Here is an 18406-nt window from a genome sequence, read left to right as displayed (position 1 = left end):
GCCTGGAGCCTGGCAGGTCAGCCGTACGCGTGGAAGGAGGCGTGCGCCAACTGCGGCAGGAACCTGCGGGCGAGCCGTTCGAAGGTCTCGACCGAGCCGGTGGAGGTGAACCGCTGGTCGGGCTCGCCCTCGCGGAACTGGTCGCGCTCGGTCAGCACCCGCACCACGTCCTTGACCGTCTCCTCCGCGCTGGAGACCAGGGTGACGCCGTCGCCCATGACGAGCTGGACGACGCCGGTGAGCAGCGGGTAGTGCGTGCAGCCGAGGACGAGCGTGTCGACGTCGGCGCGCTGCAGCGGCTCCAGGTAGGCCTGGGCGATGCCGAGGACCTGGCGGCCGGAGGTGGTGCCGCGCTCCACGAAGTCCACGAACCGGGGGCAGGCGACGGCGGTGACCCGGACGTCGCGCGCGGCGGCGAAGGTGTCCTGGTAGGCGCCGGAGGTGATGGTGCTCTGGGTGCCGATGACGCCGACCCGGCCGCTGCGGGTGGTGGCGACGGCGCGGCGCACGGCGGGCAGCACGACCTCGACCACGGGCACGTCGTAGCGCTCGCGGGCGTCGCGCAGGCACGCGGCGGACGCGGTGTTGCACGCGATCACGAGCATCTTGACGCCGTCCGCGACGAGCTTGTCGGCGAGGTCGAGGGCGTGCTTGCGCACCTGGGCGATCGGCAGCGGGCCGTAGGGGCCGTTGGCGGTGTCGCCCACGTAGCGGATGCGTTCGGCGGGGAGCTGGTCCATGATCGCTCGCGCGACGGTCAGCCCGCCCACACCGGAGTCGAAGATCCCGATCGGCGCGTCGGCGGAAGTCACGCCCCGAGATTAGCTCTCCTGCTCTCCCCCTTGGCGTCCTGCGCCACGCCCCAGGCCGCCAGAACACCACCGACCGCCCCGAACAGGTGACCTTCCCAGGAGATCCCCGGCTGACCGGGGAGCACGCCCCACAGCACCGCGCCGTAGACCGCGAACACCGCGATCGCGACCACGATCTGCCACGGGCTGCGCACGAAGATCCCGCGCACCAGCAGGAACGTCAGGTAGCCGAAGATCAGGCCGGACGCGCCCAGGTGCACGCCGACCGAGCCGAACACCCACACCCCCAGGCCGCTGGCGAGCCAGATGACGGCGGTGACCTGGAGGAACTGCTTGATCCCGCCCGAGGACGCCAGGAAGGCGAGCACGAGCAGCGGCACCGAGTTGGCGATCAGGTGGTCCCAGCCCGCGTGCAGCACCGGGGCCCAGAGCAGGTTGTCCCACTCGGACCACACGCGCGGCCGGACGCCGTTGGCGTCGAGCGCGCCCAGGAAGACCGCGTCGATCCCCTCGACGACGTAGAGGGCGCCGGTGAACAGCAGCACGACCAGCGCCGACAGCAGCGGCTTCGGCGGGATGACGCGGTGGGAGAGCGGGCGGGGAGCGCGGGAGGACGGGGCAGCGGGGTCCACGACTTCGAGGCTACCTGCGGGTTCGGGCGCACCGGCCGGTTTTGGCGACCTCCGGTCCCCGGCAGGGGGCGGCAGCGGCGGGCAGGTGCAGCGAGCAGCAGCGGCAGGCGCGGCAGGCAGCAGCGGCGGGCAGGCGCACGGCCAGCAGGCGCGGTGAGCCCGACCGCCCGGCCCGCTCGGCAGGCCGCCCCGGCCGCCTGCCCCGACCGGCTCGGCAGGCCCGCACCACCCGACTCGGCCGCTCCCCGCATCCGCCCGTCCCCACTCGCCCCCCGCCCGCCCCCACTCGCCCGGCCCCACTCTCTCGCGCTCGCCCGTCCCCACCCGTCCGCCCCGGTCACCGCACGGGTGCGGTCACCGGTCGCGGTGCGCGCGTCCCGCTCGGGCGCAGGGGTGCGGCCGGACGCCTTGCCCTTAGGGTGGCCCGGTGCTGACCGATGTCGCCGTGCGCTCCGGGGCCACCTGGGGCGCCAGCCCCACCTGGGACCCCGTTAGTTCGACGCTCGTCTGGGTGGACGTCCCGGCCTGCGGGGTTCACCGCCACTCCCCCGCCAGCGGGGACGACGCGGTGCTGGTGATACCGCAGCCGGTGGGGGCCGCCAAGCCGCGCACGCGCGGCGGTCTGGTGCTGAACCTGCGCGACGGCGTGGCGCTGATCGACCCGAACGAGACCAAGACGTGGCTGGTGTACTGGGCGCGCGACGGGGTGTCCGCCGGTGGGGCCGAGGTGGACCCGACGGGGCGGATCTGGGCCGGGACGACCCGGTACGGCGGCGAGGCCGCCGACGGCTGGTTGGCGCGGGTGGACGCGAACGGCGACGCGGCCGTGGTGCGCAAGGACCTCGGGCCCGGCGGCGGGCTCGCGTGGAGCCCGGACGGGCAGCTGCTCTACCACTGCGCCGACGGCCGGATCGACGTGATGGCCTTCGACCGCGCCACGGGCGGGGTCAGCGGGCTGCGCACCCTCGTGGAGGTGGAGCGCGGGCTGCCGGACGGGGTGTGCGTGGACGCGGACGGCTGCCTGTGGGTGGCGCTGCGGGAGGGCGGCGCGGTGCGGCGCTACACGCCGGACGGGGTGCTGGACCGGGAGCTGGAGCTGCCGGTCGAGCGGCCGACCGGGTGCTGCTTCGGCGGACCGGACCTGACGGACCTGTACGTGACCTCGGCGCGGGAGGGCGCCCACGGCGGCGGTGAGCTGGCCGGGTCGGTGCTGGTGGTGCCGGACGCCGGGACCGGGCTGATGTCGCGGGCGTTCGCGGGCTGAGGAGCGGGGTCGCGCGCGGCCCCGCCCCCGGAGCGGGCGCTAGACCTCGTGCACCGCGTCCGGCCGGGCCAGCTCGACGGGGCCCGCGAACTCGGCCACCGCGTCGGCCAGCACGCCCTGGTCGTCCGACCACGGCAGCACGTGGGTGAGCAGCAGCCTGCCCACCCCGGCCTCGGCGGCCACCGAGGCGGCCTCCTTGCCGCTCATGTGCAGGTGGTCGGCGCGCCCCGCCTGCTCGCGCCACGCCGCGTCGGCCAGCAGCAGGTCCGCGCCCCTGGCCAGCTCGACCAGCTCCCCGCACTGCACGGTGTCGCCGCTGAACACCAGCGACCGGCCGCCGTGGGTGAGCCGGAACGCGTACGCCTCGCAGATGTGCCGCATCCTGGCCACCTCGACCTCCAGCGGGCCGATCCGGTACCGGCCTGCCGCCAGCGGGGTGAAGTCGAACAGCTCGTCCAGGCGCAGCCGCCCCAGCTCGGCCCGGCTCGCGGCGTGCGCGGCGGCCAGGCGCTCCGGGGCGTGGCCGGGGGCCAGCACGGGTAACCGGCGCGACGCGGGGTCGTACGGCGGCTCGGGGTGGTGGCGGCGGTAGGTGGCCAGCGCGCTGAAGTCCGCGCAGTGGTCCAGGTGCAGGTGCGAGAGCAGCACGGCGTCCAGGTCGAACGGGTCGCAGCGCCGCAGCAGCCCGCTGAACACGCCGCTCCCCAGGTCCAGGACCACCCGCGCGCCACCGGCCTCGACCAGGTAGCCGGACGTCGGCGTGCCGGGGCCGGGGACGCTCCCCGCACAACCCAGCACGGTCAGCCGCATGGCGGCACGATAGCACCGGCAAAGGGGCCGGAATTGCTTTTCCACACTTCTCGGGCGAGCCCTCCGGGTGAATCCGTTGAATTGCGGTCACGGTTTTCACGAAACTGGCCCGCACTTCTCATGAAATCCCCTCCAGGAGTTCTGCCACCCCGCCGAGCGCCCTCGTCGGTGTGACCGTCGTCGTGGGCCCGCGCGCCGTTAGCCCCCGCCCGCAGCGACCCCCGCAGCGGCGCCGCGCCCGCCGGTTGGCGCCCGGTCGCGCGGGCGGGCGCGCGCGGGTGTGGCGGCGTGCGCGGGTTGCGGTTCACGGTCCCCCGTCCGGGCTCGGCGACGCCGGTGCTCCACCCAGCGGTACGCCCCTGGGGCCGGGGCCGTCCAGTCACATCGCCCGTTCGCCTGCGGCAGGCACCCGCTGTGCGGAACGGCCGTGCACGCTGCGGAACGGCGCGCGCGGAACGGATGACGTGGAATGGAGGGGGTGGCGCCCGCGACGCGGCTCCGGGAAGGGCCCGCCGGAAACGGGCGGGGAGTGCGGGGCAGCCGGGAAGGGGCGGACCGGGGAAAGCCGGGGCCGCCCGCGCGCGGGGCGCGGGCGGCCGTGGGCTCAGGCCCAGAGGTGCCCGTCGAGGCGTTCGGCGGCCTCGTCCAGGGTGCCCGCGTAGGCGCCGGTCGACAGGTACTTCCACCCGGCGTCGGCGACCACGAACGCGATGTCCGCGCGCTCGCCGCGCTTGACCGCCTTCTCGGCGGCGGCGAGGGCGGCGTGCAGGATCGCGCCGGTGGAGATGCCCGCGAAGACGCCCTCCACCTCCAGCAGCTGCCGGGTGCGGCGCAGCGCGTCGTAGGAGCCGACCGAGTAGCGCCCGGTCAGCACCTCGGCGTCGTACAGCTCGGGCACGAACCCCTCGTCGAGGTTGCGCAGCCCGTAGACCAGCTCGCCGTAGCGCGGCTCGGCGGCGATGACCTGCGCGTCGGGCTTGTGCTCGCGCAGGTAGCGGCCGACGCCGACGAGCGTGCCCGTGGTGCCCAGGCCCGCCACGAAGTGGGTGAGCGTGGGCAGGTCGGCCAGCAGCTCCGGACCGGTGCCCCGGTAGTGGGCGTCGGCGTTGGCCGGGTTGCCGTACTGGTAGAGCATGACCCAGTCCGGGTGGTCCTTGGCCAGCTCCTTCGCGCGGGCGACGGCCTGGTTCGAGCCGCCCGCGGCCGGGGAGAACACGATCCGCGCGCCGTACGCCTGGAGCAGCTGCTTGCGCTCGGTCGAGGTGTTCTCCGGCATCACGCACACCAGCCCGTAGCCCTTGAGCTTGGCGGCGGCGGCGAGCGCGATGCCGGTGTTGCCGGAGGTCGGCTCCAGGATGGTGCAGCCGGGGGTGAGGACCCCGTCCCGCTCGGCCTGCTCGATCATGGCCAGCGCGGGCCGGTCCTTGATCGAACCGGTCGGGTTGCGGTCCTCCAGCTTGGCCCACAGCCGGACCTCCGGCGAGGGTGACAGCCGGGGCAGCCCCACCAGGGGCGTGCCGCCGACCGCGTCCAGCAGCGACTCGTAGCGCGCCACGGCCGGATCAGCCGCCCGCGACGGCCGGGAGGATCGTGACGTTGTCGCCGTCCTTGACCTCGGCGCCCAGGCCACCGGAGAAGCGGACGTCCTCGTCGTTGACGTAGACGTTGACGAACCGGTGCAGCGCGCCCTCCTTCACCAGGCGGGCCTTGATGCCGCCGTGGTTGCCCTCCAGGTCGTCGATGACCTCGGCGAGCGTGGCGCCCTTCGCCTCGACGGACTTCTGCCCGCCGGTGTGCGTGCGCAGGATGGTGGGGATGGAGACGGTGACGGCCATGCTTGCTTTCCTCCGTGGGACGACGCGAACCGGGCGGTGTGGTGCGGCTGCGGGGACCGGGGTCAGGTCCGGTCGGGCGCGACGTCCGCGCCGGTGGTCTGGGGCGCGTAGGAGTCGACGACCTCCACGGGCTCCTCGGTGATCACGCCGTCGACGATCCGGTACGAGCGCAGCTCGTGGCGCTCCGGGTCGCGGGTGGACACCAGCACGTAGTGGGCGTCGGGCTCGTGGGCGTAGGAGACGTCGGTCCGCGACGGGTACGCCTCGGTGGCGGTGTGCGAGTGGTAGATGACCACCGGCACCTCGTCCGCGCGCTCCATCTCCCGGTGCACGCGCAGCTGCTCGGCCGCGTCGAACCGGTAGAACGTCGGGGAGCGCTCGGCGTTCTCCATCGGGACGAACCGCTCGGGGCGGTCGGAGCCCTCGGGGCCCGCGAGCATCCCGCACGCCTCGTCCGGGTGGTCGCGACGGGCGTGCGCGACCACCTCGTCGACCAGGTCACGGCGAATCACCAGCACGCGTCCATCCTACGGGGCGGCGGTGGACGTCCCGACCTGTGAGAACTCCCAGCCCCCGGCCTCGCGCCCGACGCCCGCTCCCTGCGCGTAGGTGAGGTGGCCGCCCAGGTAGCCGCCGACGCCGATCAGGGTCAGGCCGAGCAGCGAGACCCCTCGGGCGACCACGCCGAACCCGTGGCCGCGCAGCCGGAACGAGGTGAGGTAGCAGAGCGTGGCGCCCCCGTTGAAGGCCAGGTGCGCGACGGCGGCGCGGCGCTGGTCCTTCTCCAGGGAGGTGAACTCGGCCAGCCCGCTGGCCACCGCGACCGGGGTGGACGCCAGGCCGATGCCGATCAGCGCGCGGGAGGCCTTGGACTCCCCCGGCGCGACGTCGAGCACCGCGGAGGCGGCGTACATGCCGATGGGCAGCATGACCGCGATGGGGTGCAGCGGGTGGCCGAGGAACTTGCCGCGCAGCACGGTGGTGACGCGGTGGTCGCGCAGCTGCGGCGGGATGAACTCGGCGATGGCGGCGGCGGCGCGGTCGAGCGCCTCGCTGCGCTCGACGCGGCGGGTGAACTTGCGCAGTAGCGGCAACATGCGGAGGGGGTACCCGGCTGCGGCGGGCTCGAACTCGCGGGCACCCGAAGCGGGGGATGACGACCGCGGGCGGTGGGGCCGGGTGGTGTGGGCGGGCGGCGGCTGCGGGATCGCGCGGTGGGGGCGGATCGGGCGGCGGCGGCCGGGCGCGGCGGCGGAGGTCAGGCAGCGGGAGTCCGACAGGGACGGCCGGAAAGCCGGGGCCGGGCAACCGGGGTCAGGCAGCCGGGGTCGGGCAGTGGCGGTCGGGCGGCGGGAGTCGGGCAGCCGAGGTCGGGCAGCGGCTGCGGATCAGGCGGCGCCGGTCAGGTCGCCGCGGCGCGCAGCCTGGCGGTGGCGTCGGCGCACAGCGCGTCGAGCGGGGTCCCGGTGTCCTCGCCGGTGGCGACCGCGATCACCGCGGAGGGCAGTTCCAGCCCGGCGCGCACCAGCCCGTCGCGGGCGGACGCGGCAACCCGGCCGCACCGGGCCTCGTCCAGCGCCGCGCGCACCAGCAGCAACCCGGCGACTCGGCGGTCGGGCGACCCCGCCGCGCCGGTCAGCACCACGGCGTCCCCGGTCCACGGCTCGGCCGCCTCGCACGCCGCACGTCCCGCAGCCGGGTCGCCAGGGGCGGAACCGACCGCGAGCGTCGGCACGATCGGCACGACCTCGTGCGCGCCCGCGCCGACCCGGAACCCCCGGCCGCGCTCGGCCAGCCACGGCAGCACACCGTCCTCGGCGCCGAGCCCGTCACGGGACAGCACCACCGCGTGCACCCGCTCGACCAGCGTTCCCGGCGCCAGCAGGTCCAGCTCGCGGGTCCCGGTGGGCGCGCCGCGCACGTCCACCCCGGCCACCAGCCCGCCGTCGGGAGCCAGCAGCACCACCGCGCCACCGGAGCGGCCCAGCAGCACCCCGCCCGGCACGGGCCCGGTCACCCCATGACCGCCTCGACCAGCGTCTCCTGCACCCAGGTCAACCAGTGGTACACCCCGAGGTGCGGGGAGCGCGGGTCGTCCTCGGGCAGCTCGTCCGGCATGTCCTCCTGCACGTCCAGCGCCGTGCCCAGCGCCAGCCGCACGTCGTTGAGCGCCGACAGCCACGCCTCCGCCTCGGCGGGCCCGAGCCGCACGTCGCCGCCCTCCGGCGGGCACGTGTCCAGCACGACGGCGGCCACCCCGGTCTTGGCGTCCAGGAGCGCGGGCTCGTGCAGCGAGCGCAGCGCCGCCGCCGAGTCCTCGTCGCCCGCCTCGTGCTCGTCCAGGTCCAGCCGGTGGAAGTCCGGCAGGAGCCTGCCCAGGATCAGGTCGTCGGGCGGCGTCGACGGCCCGGTGCGGATGCCGGTCAGCTCGGACAGCTCGTCCTGCGGGGCCTCCTCGGCGCGCGCCAGCAGCATGTCCTGGATCTGGCTCACCAGGCCGCGCACGACCGCGGCCTCCTGGCGGTCCAGGTGGCACACCACCTGCTCGCCGGAGCGGTGCCAGCGGTTCACGACGACCGCTGCATGGTCGCCCACAGACCGGCGGCGTGCAGTTTCGCCACGTCGGCCTCCATCTTGTCCTTGGTGCCGGAGGACACGACCGCCCGGCCCTTGTGGTGCACGTCCATCATCAGCCTGGTCGCGTGGTCCTTGCTGTAGCCGAAGACCTTCTGGAACACGTACGTCACGTAGGACATCAGGTTCACCGGGTCGTTCCAGACGAGCGTCATCCAGGGGCTGTCCGCCGACGCCCCCTCCTCCGCGACCTGGTCTGCCTGCGTCCGCTCCTGCTCGACGGGCGTGGTCATACCGCCAATGGTGTCATGTTCGCGAGGGTGGTGGAGCCCATAGGTCCGGGTGGTGCGCGTTCGCCGAGGCCGCGCCTACGCTCTGGACATGTCGTCCACGGCGCTGTTCACCGACCACTACGAGCTGACGATGCTGGCAGCGGCGCTGCGCGACGGCACCGCCGACCGGCCGTGCGTCTTCGAGGTCTTCGCCCGCAGGCTCCCCGAGGGCCGCCGCTACGGCGTGGTCGCGGGCACCGGCAGGCTGCTGGACGCCATCACGTCCTTCCGCTTCGGCCCGGCCGAGCTGGAGCTGCTGGAGCGCACCGGCGTGGTGGACGACGCGACGCTGGCGTGGCTGGACGACTACGAGTTCACCGGCGACGTCGACGGCTACCCCGAGGGCGAGCTGTACTTCCCCGGCTCCCCGGTGCTGACCGTGACCGCGCCGTTCGGCGTGGGCGTGGTGCTGGAGACGCTGGCCCTGTCGATCCTGAACCACGACAGCGCGGTCGCCTCGGCCGCCGCGCGCATGGTGGGTGCCGCCAACGGCCGCCGCATGATCGAGATGGGCTCGCGCCGCACGCACGAGGAGGCGGCGGTCGCGTCCGCGCGGGCCGCGTACCTGGCGGGCTTCACCGCGACGTCCAACCTGGAGGCCGGGCGCCGGTACGGCATCCCCACCACGGGCACCTGCGCGCACGCGTTCACGCTGCTGCACGACGACGAGGAAGCCGCGTTCCGCAGCCAGGTCGACGCGCTGGGCGCGGGCACCACGCTGCTGGTCGACACCTACGACATCACCAACGGCATCGAGACCGCCGTGCGCGTCGCGGGCCCGGAGCTGGGCGCGGTGCGCATCGACTCCGGCGACCTGGGCGTGCTGGCCAGGCAGGCGCGCGACCAGCTCGACGGGCTGGGCGCGAGGTCGACCCGGATCGTGGTGTCCGGCGACCTGGACGAGTACTCGATCGCGGCGCTGCGGGCCGAGCCGGTGGACGCGTACGGCGTGGGCACCTCGCTGGTGACCGGCTCGGGCGCGCCGACGGCGGGCATGGTCTACAAGCTGGTCGAGGTGGACGGTCGCCCGGTCGCCAAGCGCAGCTCCCACAAGGAGTCGCGCGGCGGGCGCAAGGGCGCGCTGCGCAGGCACAAGGAGACCGGGACGGCGCTGGAGGAGGTCGTCCACGGCCCCGGCGTCCAGCCCGAGGCTCAGGAGCACGACCGGCCGCTGCAGGTCGCGCTGGCGCGCGGCGGCGAGCTGGTGGAGGGCGTCAACTCCCTGGAGCGCAGCCGGGAGCGACTGCGCGCGGCGCTGGTGAGCGTGCCGTGGGAGGGGCTGAAGCTGTCGAAGGGCGACCCGGCGATCCCGACGACTTTCCTGTGAGGTGGGCGCTGTGGGCAGGGCACTGATCGTGGTGGACGTGCAGAACGACTTCTGCGAGGGGGGATCGCTCGCGGTGGCGGGCGGCGCGGCGGTGGCCTCGGCCATCAGCGCGCACGTGCGGGCCGGCGGGTACGACCACGTCGTGGCGACGCGGGACTACCACGTCGACCCCGGCGGGCACTTCAGCGAGTCGCCGGACTTCGTGGACTCGTGGCCGGTGCACTGCGTGGCCGGGACGGCGGGGGCCTCGTTCCACCCGGAGCTGGACGTGACCGGGGTGGAGGCGGTGTTCTCCAAGGGCGCGTACGAGGCGGCGTACTCGGGGTTCGAGGGCGCGGCCGGTGACGGGGCGTCCCTGGTGGACTGGTTGCGCGAGCGCGGCGTGGAGCGGGTGGACGTGGTGGGGATCGCCACGGACCACTGCGTGCGGGCGACGGCGCTGGACGCGGCGGCGGCCGGGTTCGCCACGCGGGTGCTGCTCGGGCTGACCGCCGGGGTGGCGCGGCCGACCGTGGACTCGGCGCTGGAGCAGCTGCGGGCCGCGGGCGTCGAGCTGGACGGGGAGCCCGCGGTCGGCTGACCGCGCGGCTGCCCCGAGGGCTCGGGGCAGTGGAGCTCGGGGCAGCGGGATTCGGAACGGCCGGAGGCCGGGTGCTCGCCGAGCACCCGGCCTCCGGCGTCGTCCGGGAGCCGTCAGGGGGTGGGCGAGCAGGCCGTGGAGCCCACGACGACCTCGCCGGTGACGCCCGACGCGGGCTGGAACTGCACGCGCATCAGGTTCATGGTGATGCTGCCGTCCGGCGGGGTGGTGACCTCGCCGAAGATCACCTTCGCGAGCAGGTTCCCGTTCTTCTTGATGTCGTAGGTGTAGTTGGCGGTCAGCTGGCTCGGCAGGCCGGTGAAGCCGGACAGGCCGCTGATGCCCCACTGGGCGCTGGTGCCCTCCTGGGTGGCGCTGCAGGAGAGCTGCCAGGAGGCGATCTTGAGGCGGGGGCCGCCCGCGTCCATCAGCGCGGACAGCTCGAACTGCGAGCCCAGCGCCTCGGACTTGGTGGTGGTGATGTAGTTCTCCGGGTCGACCACCGTGGTGGTGCAGGTGGTGGAGCCGGGGCCGAAGCGGACGCCGGTCCGGACCGTGAGCAGCGAGGCGTTGACCTTCACGCCCTCCACGGAGCAGGGCGCGAGCACCCCGGTGGTGACGGTCTGCCCGTTCACCACGTAGTCGGCGACGCCGACCGCCGCGACCCCCGCCGGGACCTCGCCCGCGAGCGCGGGGGCCGCGGTGGACACCAGCCCCGCGGCCAGTGCCGCGATGACAGCTCCGACTCGGCGCGCCCAGGTGTGGTTCATGTCGAAAGCCCTTCTGCTGTATTCCGCCCCTCGAGGCCGATATCGAACCAGGCCGCCGTTTTCGTATCACCGGCAGACCCGTTCTCACTCGACCGGGAAGTTTTTCTCCACCGCCGGGTGAGGGATTACGGAACGCGCATGGCAGGAACGGTCGGAGCGCCGGAAAGCACGGGAACCGGGGCAATTCCCAGTAGCCTTTCCAGTGCTTTTCGAACCCTGATGGCGGCAAATCCGTCACCGAACGGGTTGCGGCTGTGCGGCAGGCGCAGCCGCGCGCCCAGCGCCCAGCCCGCCTCGGCGAGGATGCGCGTCGGGTCGGTGCCGACCAGCCACGCGCACCCGGCGTCCACCGCCGCCATCCGCTCGGTGCTCTCCCGCAGCACCAGCACCGGCACCCCGAACGAGGGCGCCTCCTCCTGGATGCCGCCGGAGTCCGTGAGCACCAGCGCCGACCTGCGCAGCGCCCGCACCAGGTCCGGGTAGTCCAGCGGCTCGGTCACCACGATCCTCGGGTGCCCGCCGAGCGCGGCGACGACCTGCGCGCGCACCGCCGGGTTCGGGTGCGCGGGCAGCAGCACCCGCACGTCCGGGTGCCGGTCGGCGATGCCGCGCACCGCGCCCAGCACCCGGTCGAGCGGCTCGCCCCAGGACTCGCGGCGGTGCACGGTGACCAGCACCAGGCGCTGCCCGTGCTCGTCGAGCACCCGCTCCAGCACCGCGAGGTCCGGGTCGCGCGCGGGCAGGTCGGCGGCGGCGACCCGCTGCACCGCGTCCACCACCGTGTTCCCGGTGACCACGACGTTCCCGTCGGGCAGCGACTCGCCGAGCAGCGCGCAGGCCGCGTCGTCGGTGGGGGCCAGGTGCAGCGCGGCGATGCGAGCGATCATCTGCCGGGTCCCCTCCTCGGGGAACGGGCTGGCCAGCTCGCCGGTGCGCAGCCCCGCCTCCAGGTGGGCGACGGGAACCCCGCGCCAGAACGCGGCCAGCGCGCCCGCGAGCGCGGTGGTCGTGTCGCCCTGGACCAGCACGGCCGCGGGCGCGCGCCGCCGCAGCACCCGGTCGACCTGCGGCACCAGCAGCGACAGCAGCTCCGCCTGGGTCCCGGTGGCGCGCGGCACGTCCAGCACCACGTCAGGGACCAGCCCGAACGCGGCCAGCGCCTGCTCGACCACGCCCGCGTGCTGCCCGCCGTGCACGATGACCGGCCTGATCCCGCGGTGGCCTGCAAGCTCCAGCGCGACCGGGGCGACCTTCACCGCCTCCGGCCTGGTGCCCGCCAGCAGCAGGACTTCCTTCATCTCGTACTCCCTGTCAGGGCACGGGGTCCCCGGCGCTCGGGGGGTTGGGTCGCCGGGGACCCCGCTCGCGATCAGCCGTCGTGGTGCGCGCGCCGCCCGCGGGACCTGCGAAGCAGCAGGACCCCCGAGACGAGCAGCGCGACACCCGCGACGACCCACCACGTCACATCGGCGCCGGTCGCGGCGAGCGTTCCCACGCCCGTTCCCACGGCGACCCCTGCGCCAGGCATCCGGTACACCTTCACACCACCTCCGGTGCGCGCCGACGGCCGGCCGCGTACGAGGCGGGCAGCACGACCAGCGCGAGCGCGCCGACGCCGATCCACAGGCCCGCGCCGGAGGCCAGCGGGACGGGCAGCGCGGCGGCGCCGCAGGTCGTGGACGAGATGACCAGGTCGCCGCTGCCGAGCGAGCCGACGACGCCGTCGAGCAGGCGCAGGCGCAGCGCGGTGACGGTGAGGCTGCCGTCGTCGTTGCGGACCTGCTCGTTGAGCACGAGCTCCGCCACGGTGACGCCGAGCGCGCCCACGTCGACGGTGGTGTTGGGGGCGGGCTCGGCGGCCGGGGTCTGCAGGGTGCCCGCGCTCAGCCCGACCAGCCTGGCCGACCCGGTGAGGCCGTCCTGGGTCGAGGAGCACTCGGCCTCCACGGCCTCGGCGGACCAGGAGCCGGTGAGCGCGGCCAGCAGGTCCACCCGCACGTCGACGACGCTGGCGCGGGCGGCGAGGCCGCCGGAGCGCTCGTCGCGCGCCGAGTCGGTGCTGAGCAGGCCGGTGGAGAGCGCGCCGGGCACGTCGACGGTCTTGAACGTGCTGGTGAGCGGCCCGTCCTCGGAGTGGGCGGCGGCGAACGGGCCGACCGAGGTGGCCCTGCTGCCCAGGAGCGACAGGTCGAGCCGCACGCCGAAGGCGGAGGCGTCGCCCGCCTCGGCCCAGGCGGGCGTCGCGCTGATCAGGAGGGCGGCCACCGCGACCAGTCCGGCTAGTCCGCTGGGGCGCGGGACGCGGTGGCGCGGGGTTCGGACGCGCATGGATTTCCCTTCTCCGTCCGGGGAATCGTGTGGGGGGAGCATTTGCACCTATCGGCTGTTCCGGGGATGCCTTGACAGGGGATGCCCGGAAAAGCCCAGTGCGGCCACTCGAATCGCCCACAGCCTCGCACCTACGGTGGATTCCAGTTCCGAATTAGCCTCACTTTGTCACCTGTTCAGGGAGTGCAGTCGCACTGCGCGCGGTCCGATGTCCATTCGATAGCTCGTTCGAGCGCTGACCGGTCGTGCAGAACGTGCGGGAAGGGATGGGTTTCGTGGTGCTGGCTGTCCCCCGACCGGGGCGACTCCACCGGGTGGTCGTGGCCGCCCTGCTCGGCGGCTCGGCGGCGCTGGTGCTCGCGCACACCGCGTACCGGGCCGCCGAGATCACCCTGGCGGGCGCGCTGCTCGGCCTGATCGGCGAGGACGGGGTGGAGGTGGCCGCGCACCGGCAGACCGTCTACTTCGGCCTCGGCACGGACGCGCCGCTCGGCCTGCGGATGACCCCGGAGTGCACCTCGGCGTTCCTGCTGGTCCCGCTGCTGGTGGTCGGCGCGGTGATGGTCGCGCTGCGGCCCCGGATCACCCGGAGCGTGCTGCTGGCGCTGGCCGTCGCGGGCGGCGCGGTGGTGCTGGTGAACCAGGCGCGGGTGCTGCTCATGGTCGGCCTGGTGCGCTGGCTGGGCGTGGCGGACGGCTACCACTGGGGCCACACGCTGCTGGGGTCGCTGGTGAGCGTGTTCGGCGGGGCCGCCGCGCTGGTGGCCTTCACCTGGCTGGCGACGCGCCGGTGAGCCTGGACGCGCTGCTGGGGTTCACCCAGGCGCTCGCGCTGACCATGAGCGTGGCGTTCCTGGTGTACGTGGGCGTGATCGTGGTGCCGTACCTGCGGCGCAGGCCGGAGCCGTCCGGCGACCCGGCCGGGTTCGACTGGCACTTCCTGCTGCCCTGCCTGGACGAGGCCGCGGTGGTCGGCGGGACGGTGCGCTACCTGCGCGCCACGTTCCCGGCGGCGCGCGTGTGGGTGGTCGACGACGACTCGGCGGACGGCACGGCCGAGGTGGTGCGCGCCCTGGCGGAGGCGGACCCGGCGGTGCGGCTGGTGCGCAGGCGGGCGCCGTCGGCGCGCACCGGCAAGGGCGACGCGCTGAACGCGGGCTACCGGGCGCTGCGGGCGTGGCTGGCGGGGCGCGGCGACCTGGACGCGGGGCGGGTCGTGGTGGTCGTGGTGGACGCCGACGGCAGGCCCGCCGCGAACTGCCTGGAGGTGTGCGCGGCCCCCGAGCTGTTCGGCTCGCCCGAGGTCGGCGCGGTGCAGGTGGACGTGCGCATGGTCAACACCGGGGTGCGGCAGGAGGGCGTTCCGCGCTGGCGGCGGGCGTTCGGGGCCGGGCTGGTGCGGATGCAGGACCTGGAGTTCCGGACCGCGATCGCCGCGATCCAGCTGTCCAGGGGCGTCACCGGCACGATCTCGCTGGGCGGCAACGGCCAGTTCACCCGGCTGTCCGCGCTGGACTCGGTGGCCGGTCCGGCCGGGCCGTGGCGCGGGTCGCTGCTGGAGGACTTCGAGCTGGGCGTGCACCTGCTCACGGCGGGCTGGCGGACCGCGTTCACCACCGGCGCGCACGTGCGGCAGGAGGGCCTGTACAGCCTGCGGCGGTTCCTGGCGCAGCGCACCCGGTGGGGCCAGGGCACCATGCAGTGCGCCCGCTACCTGCGGCGCGTCTGGGACTCGCCGCACCTGTCCACGCTGGGCGCGGCGGAGCTGACCTACTACCTGGCGCAGCCGTGGATGCAGCTGCTCGGCACCCTCGTCTACCCGGTCCCGCTGCTGCTGCTGGCCCACCAGGTGGTGCTCGCGCCGGGCGCGGTGTGGTCGTGGTTCACCGGCGGCGCGTGGCTGCTGTTCGCGGTGTACGGGGTGTTCGGGCTGGTGCCGTTCGTGCTGTGGGGGCCGGTGTACCGGGCGCGGTGCGAGCCGGGCACCGGGTTCTGGCGCTCGCTCGGGTACGGGTTCGGCTACGGGCTGTACGTCTACACCTTCTACCTGACGTCGTGGCGGGCGGCGGCGCGGCTGGCGACCGGGCGCGACGGGTGGACCAAGACCCGGCGGAACACCGAACCGCCGCACGCCGGTCGGTGACCACCCGCTGGGACGACGGTGCCGGTTGGCGGGCGCGGACTGCGGCGGGCGGCTGACTTTGTAGGGTCCGACCAGCGCCGAGCGGGTCGCGCGCGATTAACCTCCCGGTGAGTCCCACGAACCCTGGAGGTCCCCGTGTCCGTGTTCGCCGTTCCCGGCCGCAGGGCCGTGCTCGCCGATCTGGTCCCCGGCGCGCTGGCGCGCGACGTCGCGCTGGTCGTCGCGGGCGCCGGGCTGACCGGCGTCGCCGCGCAGATCGCGCTGCCCGTCCCCGGCACCCCGGTCCCGATCACCGGCCAGACGTTCGCGGCGCTGCTCGTCGGCGCGGCGCTGGGCTGGCGGCGCGGCTCGGCGTCGATGCTGCTCTACCTGGTGGCGGGCATGGCCGGTGTGCCGTGGTTCCAGGGCGCGTCCTACGGCACTCCCCCGTCGCTGGGCTACGTCGTCGGCTTCGTGTTCGCCGGCTCCCTGGTCGGCTACCTGGCCGCGCGCGGCGGCGACCGCACCCCGCTGCGCACGGCGGGCACGATGGCGCTGGGCAACCTGGCGATCTACGCGTTCGGCGTGCCGTGGCTGATGGCCGCGACGGGCATGGGCCTGGGCGCCGCGCTGGCCGCGGGCGTCGTGCCGTTCCTGATCGGCGACGCGATCAAGACCGCGCTGGCCGCGGGCCTGCTGCCCGCGACCTGGGCGCTGGTCAACCGGAAGTGATCGACCGGACGTGATCGACCGGGAGTGAGCGCACGGGGTCCGGCAACGGGGCCGGGCCCGTGCTGCGCGGCGGCGCGAACCACCGGCCGCCGCACCTCGGCCTCGTGCGCGGCTCCCCGGGTGCGGCTCCTCCGCCCGGCGCGCGCCCACCCGCGTGACCCTCCCCTCACCACCCCGTCCCCGGCGGACCACCCCGGACCGCCCCGGACCGTCGGCGCCGCCCGGTACGGTCTTCGCCGTGCCCCCCGCCATCACCACCGTCCCCGACACCCGCGCGCTCCTGGCCACCGCCGTGAAGGCCGTGGGCGGAGCCGAGCGCGAGGGGCAGGTGGACATGGCGCTCGCCGTCGAGCGCTCCATCCGCACCGGCGAGCACCTCGCCGTCCAGGCGGGCACCGGCACCGGCAAGTCGCTGGCCTACCTGGTCCCCGCGCTGCGGCACGCCGTCGCCGAGGAGAGCACCGTCGTCATCTCGACGGCGACGATCGCCCTGCAGCGCCAGCTCGTCGACCGGGACCTGCCGCGCCTGGCGAAGGCCCTGCGCAAGGAGCTGGGCCGGGAGCCGCGCTTCGCGATCCTCAAGGGCAGGCGCAACTACCTGTGCATGCACCGCCTGCACAGCGGGGCCCCGGACGAGCCGGAGGAGGCGGGCCTGTTCGACCCGTTCGCGGTGTCCAAGCTCGGCCGCGAGGTGAAGCGGCTGCACGAGTGGTCCTCCGACACCGAGACCGGCGACCGGGACGAGCTGGTGCCGGGCGTGCCCGACCAGGCGTGGAAGCAGGTGTCGGTCACCGCGCGCGAGTGCCTGGGCGTGAGCAAGTGCCCCATCGGCGCCGACTGCTTCGCCGAGAAGGCCCGCGCCGAGGCGGGGCGGGCGGACGTCGTGGTCACCAACCACGCCATGCTCGCCATCGACGCCCTGGAGGGCTACCAGGTGCTGCCCGACCACGACGTGGTCGTGATCGACGAGGCGCACGACCTGGTCGACCGGGTCACCTCCGTGGCGACCGAGGAGCTGGGCTCGGCGGCGATCACGACGGCGGCCCGGCGGTGCGGCAAGCTCGTCGACCAGGCCGTCGCGGACCGGCTCGCCGAGGCCGGTGACGGGCTCGGGATGCTGCTGGAGGACGCGCCCGCGGGCCGGTTGGAGTCGCTGCCGAAGGCGCTGGCCACGACGGTGGCGGCGGTGCGGGACGCGGCGCGGGTGTGCATCACCTCGCTCGGGCCCGAGCGCAAGGAGGACGTGGAGGGCTCGACAACGCGGAAGCTGGCGCTGTCGCTGCTGGACGACATCCACGACTGCGCGGTGCGGGTGCTGGAGGCGTTCGACGACGAGCACGACGTGGTGTGGGTGTCCGGCGACTTCGGCGGGAACCGCGCGCCGGTGCTGCGGGTCGCGCCGCTGGGCGTCGGCGGCCTGCTGCGGGAGCGGCTGTTCGGCAAGCGCACCACGGTGCTGACGTCGGCGACGCTCACCCTGGGCGGCACGTTCGACACGCTGGCCAGGCAGTGGGGGCTGCCCGCCGCGTCGGGCGCGCGGAAGGCCGAGGGCGGCGGGAAGGCGGCGGGGACCGCGACGGACAAGGAGCCGCCGTCGGACCTGGGCGCGGTGAGGTGGACCGGGCTGGACGTGGGCTCGCCGTTCGAGCACGGCAGCAGCGGCATCCTGTACGTGGCGCGGCACCTGCCCCCGCCCGGTCGCGACGGCCTGCCGCCCGCGTACCTGGACGAGCTGGAGGGCCTGGTGAACGCGGCGGGTGGGCGCGCGCTGGGGCTGTTCTCCTCGATGCGCGCGGCGAAGGCGGCGACCGAGGCGCTGCGCGGGCGGGTGGACTTCCCGGTGCTGTGCCAGGGTGACGACCAGACCGGGCAGCTGGTGAAGCGGTTCGCCGAGGACGCGCGGACGTGCCTGTTCGGCACGCTGTCGCTGTGGCAGGGCGTGGACGTGCCCGGTCCCTCGCTGCAACTGGTGGTGATGGACCGCATCCCGTTCCCCAGGCCCGACGACCCGCTGGCGTCGGCGCGGCAGAAGGCCGTGGACTCCAGGGGCGGCAACGGGTTCCTGACCGTGTCGGCCACGCACGCGGCGCTGCTGCTGGCGCAGGGCGCGGGGCGGTTGCTGCGGTCGATGAACGACAAGGGCGTGGTGGCGGTGCTGGACCCGAGGCTGGCGACGGCGCGCTACGGCGGTTTCCTGCGCGCGTCGCTGCCGCCGTTCTGGACCACGTACGACACCGAGGTGGTCAAGGCGGCGCTGAAGCGGCTGGACGCGGCGAACAAGTAGGGCC

General features: G+C 74.8%; 21 protein-coding genes. 7 read left to right on the top strand and 14 right to left on the bottom strand.

The features are described 5' to 3' along the window. Positions 1-17: 17 nt before the first annotated feature. Positions 18-812: a glutamate racemase gene (gene murI, locus CNX65_RS05090; RefSeq protein ID WP_096491731.1), complete on the bottom strand. Its 795-nt coding sequence runs from the start codon at positions 810-812 to the stop codon at positions 18-20. Next, positions 809-1444: a rhomboid family intramembrane serine protease gene (locus CNX65_RS05085; RefSeq protein WP_096491730.1), complete on the bottom strand. Its 636-nt coding sequence runs from the start codon at positions 1442-1444 to the stop codon at positions 809-811. The genes murI and CNX65_RS05085 overlap by 4 nt, the downstream gene beginning before the upstream one ends. 427 nt (positions 1445-1871) lie before the next feature. On the opposite strand from CNX65_RS05085, the gene CNX65_RS05080 reads away from it, so the two are divergent. Then, a complete protein-coding gene (locus CNX65_RS05080; RefSeq protein WP_096491729.1) occupies positions 1872-2708 on the top strand; it encodes an SMP-30/gluconolactonase/LRE family protein in 837 nt (278 codons plus the stop codon). 39 nt (positions 2709-2747) lie between these two features. Here CNX65_RS05080 and CNX65_RS05075 read toward each other — a convergent pair whose 3' ends face one another. The 8 genes from CNX65_RS05075 to clpS form a co-directional block, all read right to left on the bottom strand. After that, positions 2748-3518: an MBL fold metallo-hydrolase gene (locus CNX65_RS05075; RefSeq protein ID WP_096491728.1), complete on the bottom strand. Its 771-nt coding sequence runs from the start codon at positions 3516-3518 to the stop codon at positions 2748-2750. 604 nt (positions 3519-4122) lie between these two features. After that, positions 4123-5073, bottom strand: coding sequence for a PLP-dependent cysteine synthase family protein (locus CNX65_RS05070; protein ID WP_096491727.1), 951 nt, complete (start codon positions 5071-5073; stop codon positions 4123-4125). A 7-nt stretch (positions 5074-5080) separates the two neighbouring features. Continuing rightward, complete coding sequence (locus tag CNX65_RS05065; protein ID WP_096491726.1) at positions 5081-5353, bottom strand: MoaD/ThiS family protein; 273 nt, start codon at positions 5351-5353, stop codon at positions 5081-5083. A 62-nt stretch (positions 5354-5415) separates the two neighbouring features. Continuing rightward, the gene (locus CNX65_RS05060; protein ID WP_012783627.1) at positions 5416-5871 is read right to left on the bottom strand and encodes a Mov34/MPN/PAD-1 family protein; all 456 of its coding nucleotides are present in this window, start codon (positions 5869-5871) and stop codon (positions 5416-5418) included. A 9-nt stretch (positions 5872-5880) separates the two neighbouring features. Then, positions 5881-6450, bottom strand: a complete 570-nt coding sequence (locus CNX65_RS05055; RefSeq protein WP_096491725.1) for a DUF2231 domain-containing protein — start codon at positions 6448-6450, stop codon at positions 5881-5883. 305 nt (positions 6451-6755) lie between these two features. Next, on the bottom strand, positions 6756-7370 hold the full coding sequence (locus CNX65_RS05050; protein ID WP_096491724.1) for a peptidase S58, DmpA: 615 nt from the start codon (positions 7368-7370) through the stop codon (positions 6756-6758). Further along, positions 7367-7924, bottom strand: a complete 558-nt coding sequence (locus tag CNX65_RS05045) for a DUF2017 domain-containing protein (RefSeq protein WP_012783624.1) — start codon at positions 7922-7924, stop codon at positions 7367-7369. The genes CNX65_RS05050 and CNX65_RS05045 overlap by 4 nt, the downstream gene beginning before the upstream one ends. Beyond that, positions 7921-8220, bottom strand: a complete 300-nt coding sequence (gene clpS / locus CNX65_RS05040) for an ATP-dependent Clp protease adapter ClpS (RefSeq protein ID WP_096491723.1) — start codon at positions 8218-8220, stop codon at positions 7921-7923. The genes CNX65_RS05045 and clpS overlap by 4 nt, the downstream gene beginning before the upstream one ends. Positions 8221-8308: 88 nt before the next feature. Between clpS and CNX65_RS05035 the strand changes: the two genes are divergently transcribed. Together CNX65_RS05035 and CNX65_RS05030 are read left to right on the top strand one after the other, a co-directional pair. Next, a complete protein-coding gene (locus CNX65_RS05035; protein WP_096491722.1) occupies positions 8309-9586 on the top strand; it encodes a nicotinate phosphoribosyltransferase in 1278 nt (425 codons plus the stop codon). 10 nt (positions 9587-9596) lie between these two features. Beyond that, positions 9597-10166, top strand: a complete 570-nt coding sequence (locus CNX65_RS05030) for an isochorismatase family protein (protein WP_096491721.1) — start codon at positions 9597-9599, stop codon at positions 10164-10166. A gap of 113 nt (positions 10167-10279) precedes the next feature. On the opposite strand, the gene CNX65_RS05025 is transcribed toward CNX65_RS05030, so the two are convergent. The 4 genes from CNX65_RS05025 to CNX65_RS05010 all read right to left on the bottom strand — a co-directional run bounded on the left by CNX65_RS05025 (position 10280) and on the right by CNX65_RS05010 (position 13264). Further along, positions 10280-10936, bottom strand: a complete 657-nt coding sequence (locus tag CNX65_RS05025; RefSeq protein WP_096491720.1) for a hypothetical protein — start codon at positions 10934-10936, stop codon at positions 10280-10282. 125 nt (positions 10937-11061) lie between these two features. Then, positions 11062-12234, bottom strand: coding sequence for a non-hydrolyzing UDP-N-acetylglucosamine 2-epimerase (wecB, locus tag CNX65_RS05020; RefSeq protein WP_096491719.1), 1173 nt, complete (start codon positions 12232-12234; stop codon positions 11062-11064). A gap of 71 nt (positions 12235-12305) precedes the next feature. Next, complete coding sequence (locus CNX65_RS05015) at positions 12306-12464, bottom strand: LPXTG cell wall anchor domain-containing protein (RefSeq protein ID WP_218181568.1); 159 nt, start codon at positions 12462-12464, stop codon at positions 12306-12308. Positions 12465-12475: 11 nt separating this feature from the next. Then, entirely contained in the window at positions 12476-13264 is a 789-nt protein-coding gene (locus CNX65_RS05010) for a choice-of-anchor P family protein (protein WP_096491717.1), read from the bottom strand. Positions 13265-13539: 275 nt separating this feature from the next. Here CNX65_RS05010 and xrtP point away from each other — a divergent pair, with 275 nt between their 5' ends. The 4 genes from xrtP (at position 13540) to CNX65_RS04990 (ending at position 18402) form a co-directional block, all read left to right on the top strand. Then, positions 13540-14058: an exosortase P gene (xrtP, locus tag CNX65_RS05005; RefSeq protein ID WP_309142026.1), complete on the top strand. Its 519-nt coding sequence runs from the start codon at positions 13540-13542 to the stop codon at positions 14056-14058. 44 nt (positions 14059-14102) lie between these two features. Beyond that, positions 14103-15407: a glycosyltransferase family 2 protein gene (locus tag CNX65_RS05000; RefSeq protein WP_177154541.1), complete on the top strand. Its 1305-nt coding sequence runs from the start codon at positions 14103-14105 to the stop codon at positions 15405-15407. A 135-nt stretch (positions 15408-15542) separates the two neighbouring features. After that, positions 15543-16118: a biotin transporter BioY gene (locus tag CNX65_RS04995; protein ID WP_096491715.1), complete on the top strand. Its 576-nt coding sequence runs from the start codon at positions 15543-15545 to the stop codon at positions 16116-16118. Positions 16119-16452: 334 nt separating this feature from the next. After that, on the top strand, positions 16453-18402 hold the full coding sequence (locus tag CNX65_RS04990; RefSeq protein ID WP_256373814.1) for an ATP-dependent DNA helicase: 1950 nt from the start codon (positions 16453-16455) through the stop codon (positions 18400-18402). Positions 18403-18406: the final 4 nt, after the last annotated feature.

The sequence above is a fragment of the Actinosynnema pretiosum genome (genome assembly GCF_002354875.1).
Classification (GTDB): Bacteria; Actinomycetota; Actinomycetes; order Mycobacteriales; family Pseudonocardiaceae; genus Actinosynnema; species Actinosynnema auranticum.
The sequence above is the reverse complement of the archived record's forward strand: the minus strand, read 5'-3'. Positions and strand labels throughout refer to the sequence as shown.

Coding starts and splice junctions, on each gene's coding strand:
- CNX65_RS05055 (WP_096491725.1), bottom strand. CDS start 6,450: ATGTTGCCGCTACTGCGCAAGTTCACCCGCCGCGTCGAGCGCAGCGAG.
- CNX65_RS05010 (WP_096491717.1), bottom strand. CDS start 13,264: ATGCGCGTCCGAACCCCGCGCCACCGCGTCCCGCGCCCCAGCGGACTA.
- CNX65_RS05000 (WP_177154541.1), top strand. CDS start 14,103: ATGAGCGTGGCGTTCCTGGTGTACGTGGGCGTGATCGTGGTGCCGTAC.
- wecB (WP_096491719.1), bottom strand. CDS start 12,234: ATGAAGGAAGTCCTGCTGCTGGCGGGCACCAGGCCGGAGGCGGTGAAG.
- CNX65_RS04990 (WP_256373814.1), top strand. CDS start 16,453: ATGGCGCTCGCCGTCGAGCGCTCCATCCGCACCGGCGAGCACCTCGCC.
- CNX65_RS05065 (WP_096491726.1), bottom strand. CDS start 5,353: ATGGCCGTCACCGTCTCCATCCCCACCATCCTGCGCACGCACACCGGC.
- CNX65_RS05025 (WP_096491720.1), bottom strand. CDS start 10,936: ATGAACCACACCTGGGCGCGCCGAGTCGGAGCTGTCATCGCGGCACTG.
- clpS (WP_096491723.1), bottom strand. CDS start 8,220: ATGACCACGCCCGTCGAGCAGGAGCGGACGCAGGCAGACCAGGTCGCG.
- CNX65_RS05035 (WP_096491722.1), top strand. CDS start 8,309: ATGTCGTCCACGGCGCTGTTCACCGACCACTACGAGCTGACGATGCTG.
- CNX65_RS05015 (WP_218181568.1), bottom strand. CDS start 12,464: ATGCCTGGCGCAGGGGTCGCCGTGGGAACGGGCGTGGGAACGCTCGCC.
- CNX65_RS05075 (WP_096491728.1), bottom strand. CDS start 3,518: ATGCGGCTGACCGTGCTGGGTTGTGCGGGGAGCGTCCCCGGCCCCGGC.